The sequence below is a fragment of the Paraburkholderia sp. BR10882 genome (assembly GCF_040948855.1).
Lineage (GTDB): Bacteria > Pseudomonadota > Gammaproteobacteria > Burkholderiales > Burkholderiaceae > Paraburkholderia > Paraburkholderia nodosa_A.
In genome coordinates, this window is the sequence record NZ_JBFPKP010000001.1 from 777911 (window position 1) to 795004 (window position 17094).

15 protein-coding genes are annotated in these 17094 nt (G+C 67.1%); 9 read left to right on the forward strand and 6 right to left on the reverse strand.

All coding sequences use genetic code 11. From position 1 onward, the window contains the following. Positions 1–4: 4 nt before the first annotated feature. The 3 genes from AB3X99_RS03575 to AB3X99_RS03585 all read right to left on the reverse strand — a co-directional run bounded on the left by AB3X99_RS03575 (position 5) and on the right by AB3X99_RS03585 (position 4616). Positions 5–1369, reverse strand: a complete 1365-nt coding sequence (locus AB3X99_RS03575) for an MdtA/MuxA family multidrug efflux RND transporter periplasmic adaptor subunit (RefSeq protein WP_368616128.1) — start codon at positions 1367–1369, stop codon at positions 5–7. Between the two features lie 397 nt (positions 1370–1766). Next, the gene (locus tag AB3X99_RS03580) at positions 1767–2603 is read right to left on the reverse strand and encodes an IclR family transcriptional regulator (protein WP_342945586.1); all 837 of its coding nucleotides are present in this window, start codon (positions 2601–2603) and stop codon (positions 1767–1769) included. Between the two features lie 465 nt (positions 2604–3068). Continuing rightward, the gene (locus tag AB3X99_RS03585) at positions 3069–4616 is read right to left on the reverse strand and encodes a class I adenylate-forming enzyme family protein (RefSeq protein ID WP_368616263.1); all 1548 of its coding nucleotides are present in this window, start codon (positions 4614–4616) and stop codon (positions 3069–3071) included. Between the two features lie 274 nt (positions 4617–4890). Here AB3X99_RS03585 and AB3X99_RS03590 point away from each other — a divergent pair, with 274 nt between their 5' ends. Both AB3X99_RS03590 and AB3X99_RS03595 read left to right on the forward strand, forming a co-directional pair. Then, positions 4891–5808, forward strand: coding sequence for a LysR family transcriptional regulator (locus AB3X99_RS03590; RefSeq protein ID WP_342945587.1), 918 nt, complete (start codon positions 4891–4893; stop codon positions 5806–5808). 133 nt (positions 5809–5941) lie between these two features. Continuing rightward, a complete protein-coding gene (locus AB3X99_RS03595; protein WP_342945588.1) occupies positions 5942–6691 on the forward strand; it encodes an SDR family oxidoreductase in 750 nt (249 codons plus the stop codon). 69 nt (positions 6692–6760) lie between these two features. Here AB3X99_RS03595 and AB3X99_RS03600 read toward each other — a convergent pair whose 3' ends face one another. Beyond that, the gene (locus AB3X99_RS03600; protein ID WP_368616129.1) at positions 6761–7963 is read right to left on the reverse strand and encodes an ammonium transporter; all 1203 of its coding nucleotides are present in this window, start codon (positions 7961–7963) and stop codon (positions 6761–6763) included. A gap of 405 nt (positions 7964–8368) precedes the next feature. Between AB3X99_RS03600 and AB3X99_RS03605 the strand changes: the two genes are divergently transcribed. Continuing rightward, positions 8369–10048 carry an ATP-binding protein gene (locus AB3X99_RS03605; protein ID WP_368616130.1) on the forward strand — a complete coding sequence of 560 codons (1680 nt, stop codon included), beginning with the start codon at positions 8369–8371 and terminating at the stop codon, positions 10046–10048. 173 nt (positions 10049–10221) lie between these two features. Here AB3X99_RS03605 and AB3X99_RS03610 read toward each other — a convergent pair whose 3' ends face one another. After that, the gene (locus AB3X99_RS03610; RefSeq protein ID WP_069267890.1) at positions 10222–10803 is read right to left on the reverse strand and encodes a DJ-1/PfpI family protein; all 582 of its coding nucleotides are present in this window, start codon (positions 10801–10803) and stop codon (positions 10222–10224) included. A gap of 59 nt (positions 10804–10862) precedes the next feature. On the opposite strand from AB3X99_RS03610, the gene AB3X99_RS03615 reads away from it, so the two are divergent. The 5 genes from AB3X99_RS03615 (at position 10863) to AB3X99_RS03635 (ending at position 15808) form a co-directional block, all read left to right on the forward strand. After that, complete coding sequence (locus AB3X99_RS03615; RefSeq protein WP_083245542.1) at positions 10863–11399, forward strand: GNAT family N-acetyltransferase; 537 nt, start codon at positions 10863–10865, stop codon at positions 11397–11399. A 2-nt stretch (positions 11400–11401) separates the two neighbouring features. After that, the gene (locus AB3X99_RS03620) at positions 11402–11857 is read left to right on the forward strand and encodes a hypothetical protein (RefSeq protein WP_069267889.1); all 456 of its coding nucleotides are present in this window, start codon (positions 11402–11404) and stop codon (positions 11855–11857) included. Positions 11858–11982: 125 nt separating this feature from the next. Continuing rightward, positions 11983–12438 carry an Rrf2 family transcriptional regulator gene (locus AB3X99_RS03625; protein WP_069267928.1) on the forward strand — a complete coding sequence of 152 codons (456 nt, stop codon included), beginning with the start codon at positions 11983–11985 and terminating at the stop codon, positions 12436–12438. Between the two features lie 105 nt (positions 12439–12543). Further along, the gene (locus AB3X99_RS03630; protein ID WP_069267888.1) at positions 12544–13188 is read left to right on the forward strand and encodes an NAD(P)-dependent oxidoreductase; all 645 of its coding nucleotides are present in this window, start codon (positions 12544–12546) and stop codon (positions 13186–13188) included. Positions 13189–13426: 238 nt separating this feature from the next. Then, positions 13427–15808, forward strand: coding sequence for a mechanosensitive ion channel domain-containing protein (locus AB3X99_RS03635; protein ID WP_342946000.1), 2382 nt, complete (start codon positions 13427–13429; stop codon positions 15806–15808). A gap of 67 nt (positions 15809–15875) precedes the next feature. Here the strand turns inward: AB3X99_RS03635 and AB3X99_RS03640 are convergent, their stop codons facing one another. Next, the gene (locus tag AB3X99_RS03640; protein ID WP_368616131.1) at positions 15876–16484 is read right to left on the reverse strand and encodes a cysteine dioxygenase; all 609 of its coding nucleotides are present in this window, start codon (positions 16482–16484) and stop codon (positions 15876–15878) included. 128 nt (positions 16485–16612) lie between these two features. On the opposite strand from AB3X99_RS03640, the gene AB3X99_RS03645 reads away from it, so the two are divergent. Beyond that, a complete protein-coding gene (locus AB3X99_RS03645; RefSeq protein WP_028204798.1) occupies positions 16613–17074 on the forward strand; it encodes an Lrp/AsnC family transcriptional regulator in 462 nt (153 codons plus the stop codon). The last annotated feature ends 20 nt before the right edge of the window (positions 17075–17094 follow it).

Sequence of the window (17094 nt, forward strand, 5' to 3'; positions counted from 1 at the left end):
TGGCTTACTGGGCTTGCGTCTGCGAGGCGTGGCGATGGCCATGACGCGCGCCCGAGGCCGCGCTGGCCCCTGATGCGCCTTGCGCGCCCGCGGCTCCCGACGCTCCCTTGGCGTGTTGCGGATGCTCGGCGGGAATCGTGATCTTCGCGCCTTCGCGCAGACGGTCGGAGCCGTCGGTCACGACGCGCTCGCCCACGGTGAGGCCCGAGGCGATGCTGGTGCGTTCGGCATCGACGGGGCCGACCTTCACGAGCCGCACCGTCACCGTGTTATCGGGCTTCGCGACATAGACGTACTGCCCCTGTGAGCCGTTGAGCACGGCCGAAGTGGGCACGATCACGGCGTCGTGGATCGTATCGACGAGCAGGCGCGCGTTCACGAACTGGTTCGGAAAGAGCCCCTGCTCATGGTTCGTGAAGCTCGCGCGCAGCTTGACGGTGCCCGTGGTGGTGTCGATCTGGTTGTCGATGGTCTGGAGCGAGCCGGCTTCGAGCAGCGTCGTGTTGCTGCGGTCGTAGGCCGTGACCGACATTTTCGTGCCCGCGCGCAGCTGCTTCATGATGGGGGGCAGGTTGTCCTCCGAAGTCGTGAAGATCACGCTGATCGGCTCGAGCTGCGTGAGCACGACGATGCCGTTGGTGTCGCTGGGCGTCACGTAGTTGCCCGGATCGACCTGGCGCAGGCCCACGCGGCCCGAGACGGGCGCCGTGATGCGCGCATAGGTCAGGTCGAGCTTGTAGGTATCGACGCTGGCCTGATCGGACTTGACGGTGCCCTCATATTGCTTGACGAGCGAGGCCTGGGTGTCGACCTGCTGGCTCGCGATCGAGTCTTGCGAGAGCAGCGTCTGGTAGCGCTTGAGGTCGAGGCGCGCCGTGGCGAGCAGCGCCTGGTCGCGCGCGAGCTGGCCTTCGGCGTTGGCGAGCGAGATCTGGTAGGGGCGCGGGTCGATCTGGGCGAGCACGTCGCCCTTTTTCACCATCTGGCCTTCCTGGAAGTACACGTCCTGAAGCGTGCCGGATAGTTGCGTGCGCACCGTGATGTCGGCAAGCGGCGTGACCGTGCCGAGCGCGGTGATGACGATGGGCATGTCGCCGGCCTTCGCCGTCGCCACGCTCACGGGCTGCGGCATGTTGGGCATGGCGCCTGGACCGCCGCGCCGCGCGTGCGCGCCGGCCGCCGGTGCGGCGTTGCCGCCCGAGAGCGCCTTGTTCCACGGCTGCCAGCGCGCGAGCACGATGCCGGCGATCACGATGACCACACCCAGTGCGATGAACTTGCCCTTGCCGCGCCTCGCGGCGACCGGAGCGGGGGACTGCGGCGTCGTGTCTTTACGGGGGGAATCCGGGCGCTTTTCTTGTTGATCCATCGGTCAGGTCGGTAACAGGTTCTCGAAGCGGGGTTCTCGAAGGCTCTTGGCGGAGCGCACTACAGGGGGCCGGCCGCGAAGCGCTCGCACAAGCGCGCCGCAGCGCATGGCGCCGGCGCAGCGGCGCGCGCCGATGCCACCCAGGCCGTGCGCTAGCAAGATGTCAGGACGCGCCGCGCTGCGGCCCGGGTGCCGCGCCATGCGCTCACGGGCATGGATGGCGTCGCTGGCGGCTGGCTGGCGTAACGGGCGAAGGGCGGCGGCGCGGCTGGCCCTTGCCGCCAAAAAGCATGATGCTACGTTGCCCCCTTCGTTACAGTCCAGTGCCGTTTCTTTCGAGACGTTACGAGCGTTACACCCTTCGAGTGCTTTTTGTAAGGCGCAGCCGCTCGTGTTGTCAGGTCGCGTGGGGCAGGCGCAGGGCGCCGCCGATTTCGTCGACGACGTGCGCAACGCATTCGCGCATCAGCGGCACGACGTGGCTGACGAGCCACTCGCGCGGGCACTGCTGCGCGGCGCCGCCGCAGTTGATGGCGTAGATCTCGCCGTTGGGACCCGCGAACGCCGTGGCGATGGCGTTGAGCCCTTCGTACCATTCGCCGATCGCGAGCCCGTAGCCGTGGGCGGCGGTCTCGGCGAGCGCGGCGTCGAGACGGCTGCCGAAGACGCCCCAGTCGTTGCCGGTCGAAGTCTGCAGCGCGGCGGTGAGTTCCGCGCGCGCGTGCGGGTCGAGCGCGGCGAGGTAGGCGCGTCCGACGGCGGTGCGGCCCATGTCGATGCGCGAGCCGACCTCGAGGCGCGTGACGAGCACGGCGGTGCGCGGGCGGATCGCGTCGATCACGACCATGTCCAGACGGTCGCGCACGGTCAGGTGCACCGAGAGCGCGGTGCGCTCGGCCAGCCGCGTGAGAAACGGCCGCGCCCGGCTGCGGATGTCGGCGTTGCGCAGGAAGCCGTTGGACAGCTCGAGCACCGACGAAGTGAGCACGAAGCGTTCGCTGTCGGGCAGCCGGGCGAGAAAGCCCGTGCTCACGAGCGTGCCCGTGAGGCGCGAAAGCGTGGGCTTGGGAATGCCCGTCAGTTCGGTCAGTTCGCGGTTGCTGAGCGGCGCGTCGGCGGCCGCGACGCAGCGCAGGACGGCAAGGCCGCGCGCGAGCGCCGTCACTTCGTCGGCGCCGCCGTCTTTATCTCGCGGAGCGTCTTCAGGAAGGCGCGAATCGGGTGCGGAAGTCATTGGCGGGACAATTTTCCGAAACAGGATTTCAGTTTTGAGATTTCGCGCGAGGCGTTACAAAGTCAGCGCGGGCGTGCCGCGCGATACAGCCGTTTGCGTTCGATCAAGGCGGCGCTCCCTAAATTAGGGCGCTAATTCTCAGACGATTGTAATGGATGCCAGAAGCTCGACGATTGGCGCATTTTGGCGAGATTTTGCTTGACTTAGTCAGCATGTAGGTAAAAAATGGAATGCGATTTCGGCAATCCGCCTCGACCCCGCAAAATTGCGGGGTTTTAATGTGCCATGCGGTATGCAATTCGCATAATTGCGCATCTTTTTCCGACGGCACGGCGCATCCGAATACCGGCTCTCAGGTTCTAGCACGGCCCTCGGAATGGCTAGAACTTTTCAAGGCGCCACGTGCAAACGTGGCGCTTTTTTTTCCGCCGGCTCCAAATCCACGAACGTGCGCCAGGCGGCCGGTCAGGCGACCTCGCCGCTATAGCGCTCCCGCAACTCACGCTTGAGCACCTTGCCGATCGGGCTGCGCGGTAGCGCGTCGACGATCACCACGTCGGCAAGCCGCTGCATCTTCCCCAATTGCCCGTTGGCCCAAGCGGCGAGCGTGACGGCGGTCAATGCCGAACCGCGCCGGAGCGTGACGAACGCCACCGGCGTTTCGCCCCAGCGCGCCGATGGAACGCCAACCACCGCGGATTCGGCGACTTCGGGGTGTCGGGTGAGCACCTGTTCCAGATCACTTGGATAGAGGTTGAAGCCGCCCGAGATGATCATGTCCTTCTTGCGGTCCATCAGCACGAGGAAGCCGTCTTCGTCGAAGCGGCCGACATCCCCGGTTCGAATGAAGCGCCGCCCATCGCCGTCGTACCACTCGGCTTGCGCCGTCTTGTCCGGTTGCCGGTAGTAGCCGGTCATCATGGCAGGCGAGCGCCCGACGATTTCACCGGCTTCCCCGGCGGCGACCTCGCGTCCGTCGGCATCGATCAGGCGCATTTCATGGCCGTTCAGCGGGCGGCCAACGGTGTGCAGCTTGTCGGGAAACTCGTCCGCGCAAAGCTCGCATGACGCGCCGCCTTCGGTCATGCCATAGAACTCGGTGAGTTTGCCCGGCCACCTGCGCAGGGCGTCCGCCTTGAGGGCCGCCGCGAACGGCGCGCTCGTGCAGAACTTCGAGTGGAAGCTGGACAGGTCGTAGCGATCGAAGTCCGGATGGCCGAGGATGCGTTGGTATTGCACCGGAACCAGCATGGTGTGCGTGACGTGCTTGCGCTCGGCAAGCTCGAGATATTGCTTCGCATCGAACTTCGGCATGAGGACGACCGTTCCGCCGAGCGCGAGCGTCGGGAAGAAGCTCACCAGCGTGGTGTTCGAATAGAGGGGCGTCGCAATCAAGGTGACGGCGTGCGGCCCGTATCCGCGCTCGAGACTTCGCAGCGTATAGGCGTAACGCATCGCGTGCGACTGGACGATCCCTTTGGGCGCGCCCGTCGTGCCGGACGAGTAAATGATGTTGAACGCCCACTCCGGCCGAATTTCCACGTGCGAGGGCGCGGCGCCCAGGGGCGCGAGCCAGGCATCGAATTGCCCGGCTGCACCGATGTCGACGACGCGCAGGGTAGGCGGCAGCGTGACGCCCGCAAGCAACTGGCAAACCGCCGCATCGGCGAAGAGGATTTGCGCCCGCGAGTTCTCCAGCATGGCGACGAGGCTGTCCGCATGCGTGGAGGGCGACAGCGGGGCGACCGCGAGTCCTGCCCGGAGCGCGCCGAAGAAAACGGCGGCATAGGGGATGGAACTCGACGCACAAATGGCCACGACGTCTTCGGGTGCCAGCCCGTCACGCTGCAGCGCGGCCGCACAGCGGTCGATCAGCGCATCGAGCGCGGCGAACGTGACGGTCTCGTCTTCGCAGACAATGGCCGCGCGCGCGCCGTGTTCCGCCGTGCGTTGGCGAATCATGGCGGTCAAGTCGACGAACGGGGAGTCGGGGGACGGGGACTGCACGGACATGGCCTCATACCTCACTGGAAAGATGTTTTCGCGGGCGTGATGCAGTTCTCTTGCGCAATGGTCTCCCTTTTGATGGGCGCGCGGGCACGCTTCACGGTTTGTGAACGTGCGTTCGATTCTCGGGCTGGTCATTGCGCCAGGCAACGACAATTTTGTTGGACAGACCGTCAAGGCGACTTTGACAGCTCGCCCCCAAGGACGCGGCGTCATGTGAACCGACCTACGTTCCCTTTCTGCCATACCATCGCTCATCACCCGTTCGATGGAGTCGCACATGCTCTCCGAAGAGGAACTGGCGTTGCTCGACGCCATCCGCGAAACCGGCAGCCTGTCGCGCGCGGCGGCACGGCTGAACAAGGCGCCTTCCACGATCTCCCATGCGGCGCGCCAACTCGAGGCGCGCTTCGACGCGCTGCTCTTCGACCGTCGGCGCTACCGGCTGCAGCTCACTCCAGCCGGGCATCTGCTCGCCGAGGAGGCGAGCCGCCTGATGCAGGACGTCGCGCGCATGACGCAGCGCGTGCGCCAGGTCGCGAACGGCTGGGAAGACCGCTTGTGGATCGTCACCGACGAGATTCTCGAATTCGAACTGCTCATGCCGGTGGTCCGCGACTTCGACGCGCTGCAGTCGGGCGTCAAGCTGCGTTTCACGCACGAGGTGCTTTCCGGCACCTGGGAGGCGCTGCGCGACGGCCGCGCCGATCTCATCGTCGGTGCGACCAACGAACCGCCCGCCATCGACGGCCTGCACTGGTTCGAACTCGGCGTGATGGAGTGGGTGTTCGCGGTGGCGCCGCGCCATCGGCTCGCGCGCGAGAAGGCGCCGCTCACGCGCGAGCGCATGCTGGCCGAGCGCGGCGTGGCGGTCGGCGATTCGGCACGCCTCACGCCGGGCCGCGGCTACGGGCTGCTCGGGGGGCAGGAGGTGCTGGCGGTGCCGTCGATGCGCGCGAAGATCCTCGCGCAGCGCGAGGGCCTGGGTGTCGGCTGGGTGCCGCGGCGGCGCGCGGCGAAGCTCATCGAGCGCGGCGAACTGGTCGAGAAGGTCACGGCGAACCCGCGCGAGCCGAACATGCTTTACGTGGCGTGGCGCGGTGAACACGTGGGACGCGCACTGCAATGGTGGATCGACCGGCTGCGCGAGCCGCGTCTTGCCAGGCGCCTCGTGGACGGAATCGAGGTCACGGGCTGAAGCCGGCTGCCCGTGCAAAACGTTCGACAGCTTCGAACGTCTGCGCCAAAACCTTCGTACGGCAGAAAGCGCGCCGCCCGGCAATATGGCATCACAGTCTCAGATCGAGACTATCCCCTTCAAGGAGAACGTCATGAACCGCTTTGCAAACAAAACTGTCCTCGTCACCGGCGGAACCAGCGGTATCGGCCTCGCTGCCGCACAGGCCTATGCCGCCGAAGGCGCGCACGTCATCGTCACGGGCCGCGACGAAGCCGGCCTCGAAGCCGCGCGGCGCGCGCTCGGCCCGAACGCGCACGCATGGCGCAACGACGCGGCCTCGATCACCGGCGCGCGCGAGCTGGCCGCCGCCGTGCGCGACGCCGGCCTGCGCCTCGACGCGGTGTTCATCAATGCGGGTGTGGCGAAGCTCGCGCCGTTCGAGCAAGTGGACGAAGCGCTCTGGGACGTCACCTTCGACACCAACGTGAAGGGCGCGTACTTCCAGATTCAATCGCTCCTGCCGGTGCTGGGCGACGGTGCGGCCATCGTGCTCAACGGCTCGATCAACGCGCATATCGGCATGCCCACGTCGTCGGTGTATGCGGCGAGCAAGGCCGCGCTGATCTCGTTCGCGAAGACACTTTCGGCCGAACTGCTGCCGCGCGGCATTCGCGTGAACGTGGTGAGCCCCGGGCCCGTGAAGACGCCGCTCTACAACAAGTTCGGCATGGATGCCGCCGCGCTCGCGGCGGCCGAGGAATCGATTCGTGGGCTGGTGCCGCTCAAGCGCTTTGCGACGGCGGAAGAGATCGCGTCGACCGTGCTGCATCTGAGCGCGGCGGAATCGGCCTTCATGATCGGCACCGAAGTGATCGTCGCCGGCGGCATGGGCCAGCTTTGATGATCCGTTAGTGATGCGTACGGAATGCGGGCGGCAGGGCGCCGCCCGCGTGAGCGTACTGCGCGTCGGTCAGGAAACCGTTTCGCGTTCCGGCGTGGCCGTGATCTTGTGGATCGACAGGTCGGTGCCGTTGAATTCCTGTTCGCGATCGATGCGCAGCCCAACGAATTTGCGCAGCAGGCCGTACACCACGAGCCCGCCAAGGAAGGCGATCGCGATGCCCGCAATCGTGCCGACGATCTGCGCGGCGAGCGAGACGCCGCCCAGGCCGCCGAGCCAGCGCTGGCCGAAAATGCCCGCGGCGATGCCGCCCCATGCGCCGCACAGGCCGTGCAGCGGCCACACGCCGAGCACGTCGTCGATGCGCCAGCGGTTCTGCACGCAGGTGAACATATAGACGAACAGCGCGCCGGCAACCGCCCCCGTCACGAGCGCGCCGAGCGGATGCATGATGTCCGAGCCCGCGCACACGGCCACGAGCCCCGCGAGCGGCCCGTTGTACGTGAAGCCCGGATCGTTGCGGCCCGCGAACCACGCGGCGAGCGTGCCGCCCACCATCGCCATGAGCGAGTTGACGGCAACAAGACCGCTGATCTTGTCGATGGTCTGCGCGCTCATGACGTTGAAGCCGAACCAGCCCACCGCGAGCACCCATGCGCCCAGCGCGAGGAACGGGATGTTCGAAGGCGGGTGCGCGGCGATGCGGCCGTCGCGCGTATAGCGGCCGTGGCGCGGCCCGAGCAGCAGCACGGCCGGCAGGGCGATCCAGCCGCCGAACGCGTGGACGACTACCGAGCCCGCGAAGTCATGGAACGGCACGCCGAACACGTGCGTCATCGCATCCTCGAAACCGAGGCGGTTGTTCCACACCATCCCCTCGAAGAACGGGTAGATGAAGCCGACGATCACGAAGGTCGCGAACAGCTGCGGATTGAACTTCGAGCGCTCGGCGATGCCGCCCGACACGATGGCCGGAATGGCCGCCGCGAAGGTGAGCAGGAAGAAGAAGCGCACGAGCGCGTAGCCGTTGTGCTCGGCGAGCACGTCGGCGTGCGAGAAGAACTGCACGCCGTAGGCGAGCGTATAGCCGATGAAGAAGTAGGCGATCGTCGAAATCGAAAAATCGACGAGGATCTTCACGAGCGCATTGACCTGGTTCTTCTTGCGCACGGTGCCGAGTTCGAGAAACGCGAACCCCGCGTGCATGGCGAGCACCATGGCGGCGCCCAGCAGCAGGAATAGCGTGTCGGTGCCGGTTTTTAGATTGTCCATCTGGCGTACCCAGTTTGCCCAAAATGGCGCATAGTGAGCAAGATATGGGCCAGCTTCAGCGCCAAACTGGTGAATTCGCAGCCAAAGCAGGCGTCAAGCCGGTGCGGCCGTGCACCGATGCGGAAAAATGGCAGGCGCCGTATCGCCGGTGCCGGTGCTGATTTCCGGGGCGTATGCACCATGTTCCGGCACAATCCCGGGGCTTCCGCGCAAAGGTGGGGAACTCGCGCGCCAAGTTAGGGCGCTTAATTCGATTTTCCTTTCCGCATCAATGGATTGTCGGCGAATCGAAATCCTCTCGCGTTTTCGCGAGGATAAATTTCGGGCGCACATAGGGCGCAAACGCCGACATAATGGCCGGATTGCCACTTCACGCACGTCCGGTCGCCCGGTACCCGCCACGCAATGCGCCTCACGACCAAAGGGCTTCTGCTGATCGCGATTCCCGCCGTGTTCGAACTGAGCTTGCTGTCGGCCATCGTGAAGGCCGAGACCGACGCCGCCGCCGCGGAGCGCTGGGGCCAGCACAGCCAGGCGGTGCTGGCGCAGGCTTCGCGCGTGCTCGAACCGGTGCTGGTCGAGTCGGTCAAGCTGCGCGGTGCGGTGGCGGCCAACGACACGAGCTATGCCACGCCGGTCTCGATGTGGATGGACGTGGACCGCCGCATCGACCGGCTCGTCGATCTCGTGGCCGATAATCCCACACAGGTCGAGCGCGCCGTGCAGATTCGCCACGCCGTGCAGAACTATCGCCAATGGTCGGACCGCGTGCAGGACCTCTTGCGTTCTGGCCGGCGCGTCGACCTGGCCGAGCGCTTTCGCGCGCTCATGGCCGCCGACGTGCTCGACCGCGTGCGCACGCAGATCGTCTCGTTCCAGACCGAGGAGCGCCGCCTCGACGTATTACGGGTGTCCGCCGCCGAAGCGGCGCGCGCCCAGCAGCAGACGCTCGTGATGACGGCCGTGCTTGGTTCGATCGTGCTGGTTGCGCTTGCCGTCTGGGTCTTTACGCGCGGGGTGCGCGGGCGGCTCGATGCCCTTTCCGACAACGCGAACCGGCTGGCCGCGAACGAACCGCTTGCGCCGCTCACGGCGGGCAACGACGAAATCGCCGAACTCGACCTCACGCTGCACCAGATCAGCCAGCGGCTGATCGAAGCCGAGCGGCTGCGGCTCGGTTTTCAGGCCGACCTTGCACGGCGCGCAGACCAGCTCGCACGCATCAACGAAAACCTTCGCCAGCAGACTCAGGAAAACGAGATGTTCATCCACGGCGTGTCGCACGATCTGCGCGCGCCGCTCGTGAACCTGCAGGGCTTTTCGCGCGAGCTCAATCACGCGTGCAACGACCTGCGCGAGCGTATCGCGCATTCTTCGCTCTCGCCGCAGGTGCGCGCGCGCATCGAGCGCACCATCAACGAGGATATCGGCGAGGCGCTGCGCTATCTGCAAACGGCGGTGCTGCGCGCATCGCACATCATCGACGCGCTGCTGCGGCTCGCGCGCGCGGGGCGCGTGGAGTATCGGCGACAGCGTATCAGTGTGCAGGAACTGGTGCAGCGCGTGGTCGACGCGATGCACGCGTCGATCCGCGCACGCGGCGCGCAGGTGAGCGTGCAAACGCTGCCCGACGTATGGGGCGACCCTACTGCGCTCGAACAGGTGTTTGCAAACCTGATCGGCAACGCGCTCAGCTATCTCGATCCGGCGCGCGACGGGCGCGTCGAGATCGGCACGGCTCATGCACCGCCGGGCGTGGAGTCGCTGCAGATTTTCTATGTGCGCGACAACGGGCTCGGTATTCCCGAGGTCGGCCTGCCGCGGCTCTTTCAGGCGTTTCAGCGCATGCACGGCAACGTGGCGCCAGGCGAGGGCATCGGGCTCGCGCTCGTGCGCCGCGTGGTCGAGCGGCACGGCGGGCGCGTGTGGGTGGAGTCGACGGAAGGCGAGGGGACGACGTTCTATCTGTCGCTGCCCGATGCGCTTGCGGTCGCGCCGCCGTTGCCCGGCGACGCGGAGCAGATCATCAGCGCGCTCGAACGCGCGGACCGCTCGGAGGCTTCGCCCAGTAGCCTTGCGGAATAAGGTGCGGGCGATGGCGCGGGTGGCGCGAATGCGAAGGCAAGCGAGCGAAGCGAATCGCGGGAGGCACCTGCAACGGCGTTGCGACCACCGGCAGGCGCTTAGACGTCCAGACAAGCGCGCTCTATCGGAGCTGCCCGAATTGGCGGCTGGCGCGCGCGTGGATCAGCGCTCGCTCACGGCTCGATGCGCGTGCCGAGGAGCACGAGGAACTGGCGGAGCCATTCGGGATGGGCGGGCCACGCCGGCGCGGTGACGAAGGGCGCGTCGGTCACGGCGCTGTCGATGGCGATGTCGGCATATTCGCCGCCGGCGAGCCGCACCTCGGGCGCGCAGGCCGGATAGGCCGAAATGCGCTTGCCGCGGATCACCTCGGCCGCGGCGAGCAGCTGGGCCGCATGGCAGATCGCCGCGATGGGCTTGTTCGCCTGGGCGAAGTGACGCACCATCTCGATGACCTTCGGGTCGAGGCGCAGATATTCGGGCGCGCGTCCCCCTGCGATGGCGAGCGCGTCGTAGCTGGCGGCGTCGATTTCGTCGAAAGTCGCGTTGAGCGCGAACTGGTGCCCCGGCTTTTCGGTGTAGGTCTGGTCGCCCTCGAAATCGTGGATGGCGGTCTTCACGCGCTCGCCAGCCTTCTTGCCGGGGCATACCGCATCGACGCGGTGGCCGACTGCCTGCAGCGCCTGGAACGGCACCATCGTTTCATAGTCTTCGGCAAAATCGCCGGTGAGGAACAGGATCTTCTTGACGGCCATCGTTTGTCTCCGGAGGTGGACGGTGGAACAGATCGTGCGCGTGGGCAGTCTACTCCATCATGTTTGACGATTTCGCAAAGCACGGCGTCGCGGGCGCCGCACTGCACACCATCGACTGGCGGCGCTACGTGCCGGGCCGCGATGCGAGCGCGCTGGCCGCGTTGTTCCGCGCGTCCGTGACCACGCTCGCTGCCTCGTTCTACGACGCGGCGCAGCGCAGCGCGTGGGCTGCGGCCGCTGACGATCTCGCGGACTTCGACGCGCGTCTTTCTCGCGGGGTCACGCTCGTGGCGTACTGTGACGGCGCGGCAGCGGCGTTCGGGCAGCTCTTTCCGCTCGATCACGTCGAGATGCTTTACGTCGCGCCGGTGTGGTCGCGCCGCGGCCTCGCGACGCTGTCGCTGGCGCGGCTCGAAGCGCTCGCGCGCGAGGCCCGCTCGACGGTATTGAGTGCCGACGCGAGCGCGGTGTCGCGGCCGATTTTCGAGCGCGCGGGCTTTTCGCTCATTTCGTCGGAGTCGGTGTTGCGCGACGGCGTATCATTGCCGCGTTTTCATCTATGCAAGCCGCTTCATGCGGCGAATTTTTCAGGATGACCATGTATTCGAAGGTTTCGACGCAAAGGCTGACGCTGGTCTCCCTGCTTGTGTGTGCCGCGCTCGCCGGCTGTAACAAGCACGATGCTTCCGCACCCGATCTGAGCAAGCAGTCCGCCGACGCCGTGAAGCAGGCCACGCAGGACGCCGCCAACCAGGCCGCGCAGCAGGCTGCGCAAACGCTCGACAAGGCCGCGAGCTTCGTGAACCAGCAACTCGGTGCAGCGCAGCAGAAGCTCGATTCGGCGGCCTCGCAAGGTCAACAGGCGAGCGCGTCCACGGCCGAGCTGGCTTCGGCGGCGCAGGGCCAGTTGCGCGGCGCGGCAAGCACGGCGCAGGCCTTGCTCGGGCAGGCCGCCGCGGCCACCGGGACCGGTTTGACGAGTGCGGGGCATTCGTTGCAGCGCTGGGCGAGCAACGCGGCCGCGTCGGCACCGGCATCGGATGCCTCGAAGTAAGGCCGCAGCCGTGCGGGCCGCGGCTGACGGGTTGACGCTACGAATTAATGTAATTATGATGGTTACACTTTTTGGCGCGCGTGGTTCGAACCATTCGTGCGCCGCACAGCAGTGGCAGGTTTGCCGTGAATACGAGTAGCCGTTTCGCTTTTGCCGTTCACGTGCTCGCGCTGCTGGCGCAGCAGGAGGGCGTGCCGCTGTCGTCGGAGATCATCGCGGGCAGCGTGAACACGAATCCCGCGCTGATCCGCCGGCTCCTGTCGATGCTTGCCAGCGCGGGCCTCACGTCGTCGCAACTGGGCGCGGGCGGTGGCGCGCTGCTCGCACGCGAGCCGCAGGCGATCACGCTGCTCGACGTCTACCATGCAGTCGACGACGCGCAGTTGTTCGCCATGCACCGCGAGGAGCCGAATCCGGCCTGCCTCGTCGGGCGTCACATCCAGCAGACGCTGCGCGGCGTGATCGACGACGCACAGCGCGCCATGGAGGCGTCGCTCGCCACGCGCACGCTCGCGGACGTCGTCGACGACATGACGCGCAGCGAGCGCAAGCTCGAACGCGCGCGGGCGCGGCGGGCCTGAGCGGGCTGCGCGCAAGCAGAATCATCAGCGGGGCATTGCCCCGTTTTTTCACCCCCGAAATGTAACTTCGTTAGTTACATAATTACGGAAAACAGGAGTCAGTTCATGAGCAAGACGCTGAAAATCGCCCTCTTTGGCGCAACCGGCATGGTCGGTTCTCGCATCGCCGCCGAAGCGGCGCGCCGCGGCCACCAGGTGAGCGCGCTGGTGCGCCAGCCCGAGCGCGTGGCGACCGCACCGAACGTCCACGCGGCGAAGGCCGATCTGCTCGACGCGGCGAGCGTCGCAGCCGCGGTGCGCGGTCACGATGTGGTGGCGAGCGCCTATGCGCCGCCCAAGGATCAGCTTGGCGACCTGCTGGTCGCGAGCCGCGCGCTCGTGGAAGGCGTGCGCGCCGCGGGGCTCGAGCGTCTCGTCGTGGTGGGCGGCGCCGGTTCGCTGGAAGTGGCGCCCGGCAAGCAACTCGTCGATACCGAAGGCTTCCCCGACGCCTACAGGGCGATCGCGCTCGCCCATCGCGAGGCGTTCGACTACTACCGTACCGTCACCGACATCGACTGGACCTTCTTCGCGCCGGCCGCGATCATCGCGCCCGGCGAGCGCACGGGCACATTCCGCACGGGCGCCAATACGCTGATCGCCGATGCGAAGGGCGAGAGCCGCATTTCTGCCGAGGACTACGCAATCGCCTTCGTCGACGAACTCGAGCAGGGCCGCTTCATTCGTCAGATCACAACGGTGGCCTACTGAGGCGCGACGCGGCGCGTCCTGCGCGCTGACAAACTGTTACGCACGCGCGCGGCGCGGCGAGGTGGAGTGCGGCTAAACTGGAACGTCCTGTTTATGCCCCTCCGCCATGAATACCAGCATCGGACGCGATGGCGCGGGCGCCGGGCCGTCGCGCATGCGCATCGACCCGGCGGATCGTGCACTTCTTTCACGCGCCGCGCCGGCGCGCCCGAGTCTACGCGCGTTCCTGCGCGCACTCATGCTCCTCGCATGCCTCGCGGCGTGCCTCGCCGCGCCGCTGCGGGCCGCCGCCCAAGCCGCGCCGGCGCCCGTGCTGCCGGTGCTCAAGAGCATCATCACCGGGGCGCCGGCGGCTGCCTCGGGGGCTTCGGCGGCCGAGGCGGCCTCTGCGCCGTCACCGGCGAGCCAGGCCGAGTTCACGCGCTCGCTCGATAGCGTCATCAATACGCTCGACAACGAGCGCCAGCGCACCGCGCTCCTGAATCAGCTCAAGAAGCTGCGCAGCGCGTCGCAAAACGTGGCGCCCGCGCCCGCTTCGGGCGCGGCGGCGAACTCGGCGGGGCTGCTGGGCGCAATCGCATCCGGGCTCGCCTCGGTCGAGGCGGACGCCCGCCGCGGCCGCAGTCCGTTTCACTACTGGGCGGGGCGCTTCAGGGCAGCCGGCGTCGAGCTTTACGACATCGCCTCGGGCGGAGAAGGCGAAAGCCTCGGCCGCATCGTGTTCGATCTGTTCGCCATGCTGGCCGGCTGGGGCGCATGCGCCGCGGTGCTGCGCTGGATCGAGCGGCGGCTGCTCAGGCGTTTCGATGTCGAGACCGGCCTGCGGCCCGATCCCCGCACCATCGATCTGCTGATTTTCGTCGTGCATCGCGCGGCGCCGTGGATCGTGGCGTTCCTCGGCGCGCTCGTGGTCGAGCGTTCGCTGCCCGACGCGCTCGGGCGCACGCTCGCCCTCGTGATCGCCTACGCGATCGTCGCGGGCGCGGTGTTCTCGTCCATCTGCCTGATCATGTTTTCGCTGTTCGGTTCGGGGCACCGGCGCGCGGCCGTGCGCCTGCTGATCGCGCGCTCGCGCCGGCTGCTCTTTGCGATCGGCGTGCTGGCCGCGCTCGGCGACGCCGCGACCAATTTCGAAGTCGCGCGCCAGCTGGGCGCGAACACGGCGGCACTGGTGAGCACCGCCGCGAACATGGCGGCCGCAGTGCTGACGGTGGTGTTCGCCTTTGGTTTCCGGCGCCCGGTCGCGCATCTCATCCGCAACCGCAGCTATTCGCTGCGCCACGGCCACAAGGCGCTCACCGAAGTCCTCGACGTGCTCGCCTCGCTCTGGCAACTGCCGATGCTGCTGCTCGCCGGCGCTTCGATCGTCGCCACGTTCGGCGGGATCGGCAGCCGCGACGACGTGCTGCAGATTTCCGTGGTCTCCGCGCTCCTGCTCGTGCTCGCGTTCTTCCTCTCGGCGGTCGTGCTGCGCATCACGCGCCCGAACCCCGCGCGCGTGCGGCGGCGCTCGCCGTATCTGCGGCGCCTGCTGCGCTTTGCCGGCACGCTGCTCGTGGTGTTCATCTGGTTCGCGTACTTCGAATCGTGCGCACGCCTGTGGGACATTTCGCTCGCCGCGATCATCGAGGCGAGCGTGGCCGCGCGCGGCATCGCGCACGCCATTTTCGCGATCGTGTCGACGGTGTTCCTCGCGTGGCTCGTGTGGATCACGGTCGATACTGCGATCCTCGAAGCGCTCAATCCGAGCGGTCCGCGCACCAAGGGCCGCGCGCCCAGCACGCGCGCACGCACCATGCTGCCGCTCGTGCGCAACGCGGTGCTCGTGACGATCCTCACCATCACCGGCATCGCCACCGCGGCGAATCTCGGCATCAACGTCACGCCGCTGCTCGCCGGCGCGGGCGTGATCGGTCTCGCCATCGGCTTTGGCGCGCAGTCGCTCGTGGCCGATCTCATCACCGGTCTGTTCATCATCATCGAAGAGACGATTTCGGTGGGCGACTGGATCGACATCGACAACGGGCATGCGGGCACGGTCGAGCATCTATCGATCCGCACCGTGCGGCTGCGCGACGGGCAGGGCGCGATCCACGCGATTCCGTTCTCGCAGATCAAGATCGTGAAGAACCTTTCGCGCGATTTCGCGTTCGCCGTGTTCGAAGTGCGCGTGCCGTTCTCGGTCGATCTCGATACGGTCACGCGCATGATTCGCGAGACCGGCGCGGAACTCGTGGCCGACTTCCGCTATCGCCGCGAGATACTCGGGCCCGTGGAAGTGTGGGGGCTCGACCGGTTCGACCCGAACTGGATGGTCGTGAAAGGGCAGATCAAGACGCGGCCGCTGCAGCAGTGGAGTGTGGCGCGCGCGTTCAATGCGCGCCTGAAGCGCCACATGGACGAAGCCGGCATCGAGATGCCGGTGCCGCAGATGCAGGTGCACATGTCCTCGCGCGGCGGCGATGTCGAGGAGCCGCATGGTCATCCGCATCCGCATGGTGTGCACGTGGGCGGCGGCGTGGCACGCGATGCCTCGCACGAGCCGCGGCCCGCGCCGCCGCCGACGGCGGGCCCTGAGGGCGCACCGCCCCAGATTCCCACGGCGGGCAGCCGCGGCTGAAGGTCTGCACCGCTCAGGTCAAATTCAAATCACCTGCGACGCCTTCGATGGATAGGGGCCAGTCGCGTTAAGACACGAGCGCCGTCTTGCGCACGAGCGGCAGCACGTCGTTGACCTGCGTTGAGATGTGCTCGGCGGCGACGCCGTAGACATGCAGCGAGACGGCCTGCGCGTCGCTGCCGTTCGACAGCCGGTGAATGCTGGTGCGCCCGCGTCCGCCGAACGACACCGCGCCGCTCGCGCGCCGATGCGAGCGCATCACGTCGGCGCCCTGGCGTGAGTCGTCCCACGCGTAGAGCGTTTCGGTCAGCGTGCCGTCGAGCACGGCGTAACCGCACCAGGTGTGATGCGCATGGATCGGGCTCGCGTGGCCCGGCTGCCAGACGAGCGCCGCGACCGTGTAGCGGCCGCGGCTGTCGGCCGCGATGACATGACGCCGATACGTCTGCGCGCTGCCTTCGCGCTGCGCGTGCGTGACGAGCGCCGGGTCGGCGAGCGCGCGCGTGAGCGCCGCGCGCAGGCCGCGCGCGAAGCGGGCGCAGCGCGACGGGTCGCCGGGCGTCGCGCAGGCATCGAAAGCGGCGTCGAGCGCGGCGATGAAGCCGGCGACGGCGGCAGCGTGCTGCTCCGCGGTATGGAAGGCGTTCAGCAGGGCGAGTTCGGCAGGGGCGTTCATGGCGTGTTCTTCTTCTTCCGGTTTCTACAAGAAGATTTATAGCCGTTCGCGCCTGGAAAGAGTTTTCTTATTCTTTTCCCGTTTGCCCATCGTGTAGAATAAATTTCTACGCTTCGGGGAGTGCGGAAATGGATCTCATCGACAGAAAGCTGGTTGAGTTGCTGCAGCAGGACGCGACCATGCCGGTCGCGGAGTTGGCGCAGCGCGTCAATCTTTCGCAAACGCCGTGCTGGAAGCGCGTGCAGCGCCTGAAGGAAACGGGCGTGATCCGCGCGCAGGTCGCGCTGTGCGACCCGCGCAAGCTCGGCGTGGGGACGACGGTGTTCGTCGCCGTGCGCACGAACCAGCACACCGAGGCATGGGCGCAGACCTTCACGCGCGCCGTGCAGGAGATTCCCGAAATCGTCGAGGCGTATCGCATGAGCGGCGAGACCGACTATCTGCTGCGTATCGTGGTCTCCGATATCGACGACTTCGACCGCGTCTACAAGCAGCTCATCCGCGCCGTTCCGCTGTTCGACGTCAGTTCGAGCTTCGCGATGGAGCAGCTCAAATATTCGACGGCGCTGCCGGTGCGCAGCGGCACCTAGCGGCATCTGGCGGGACCCCG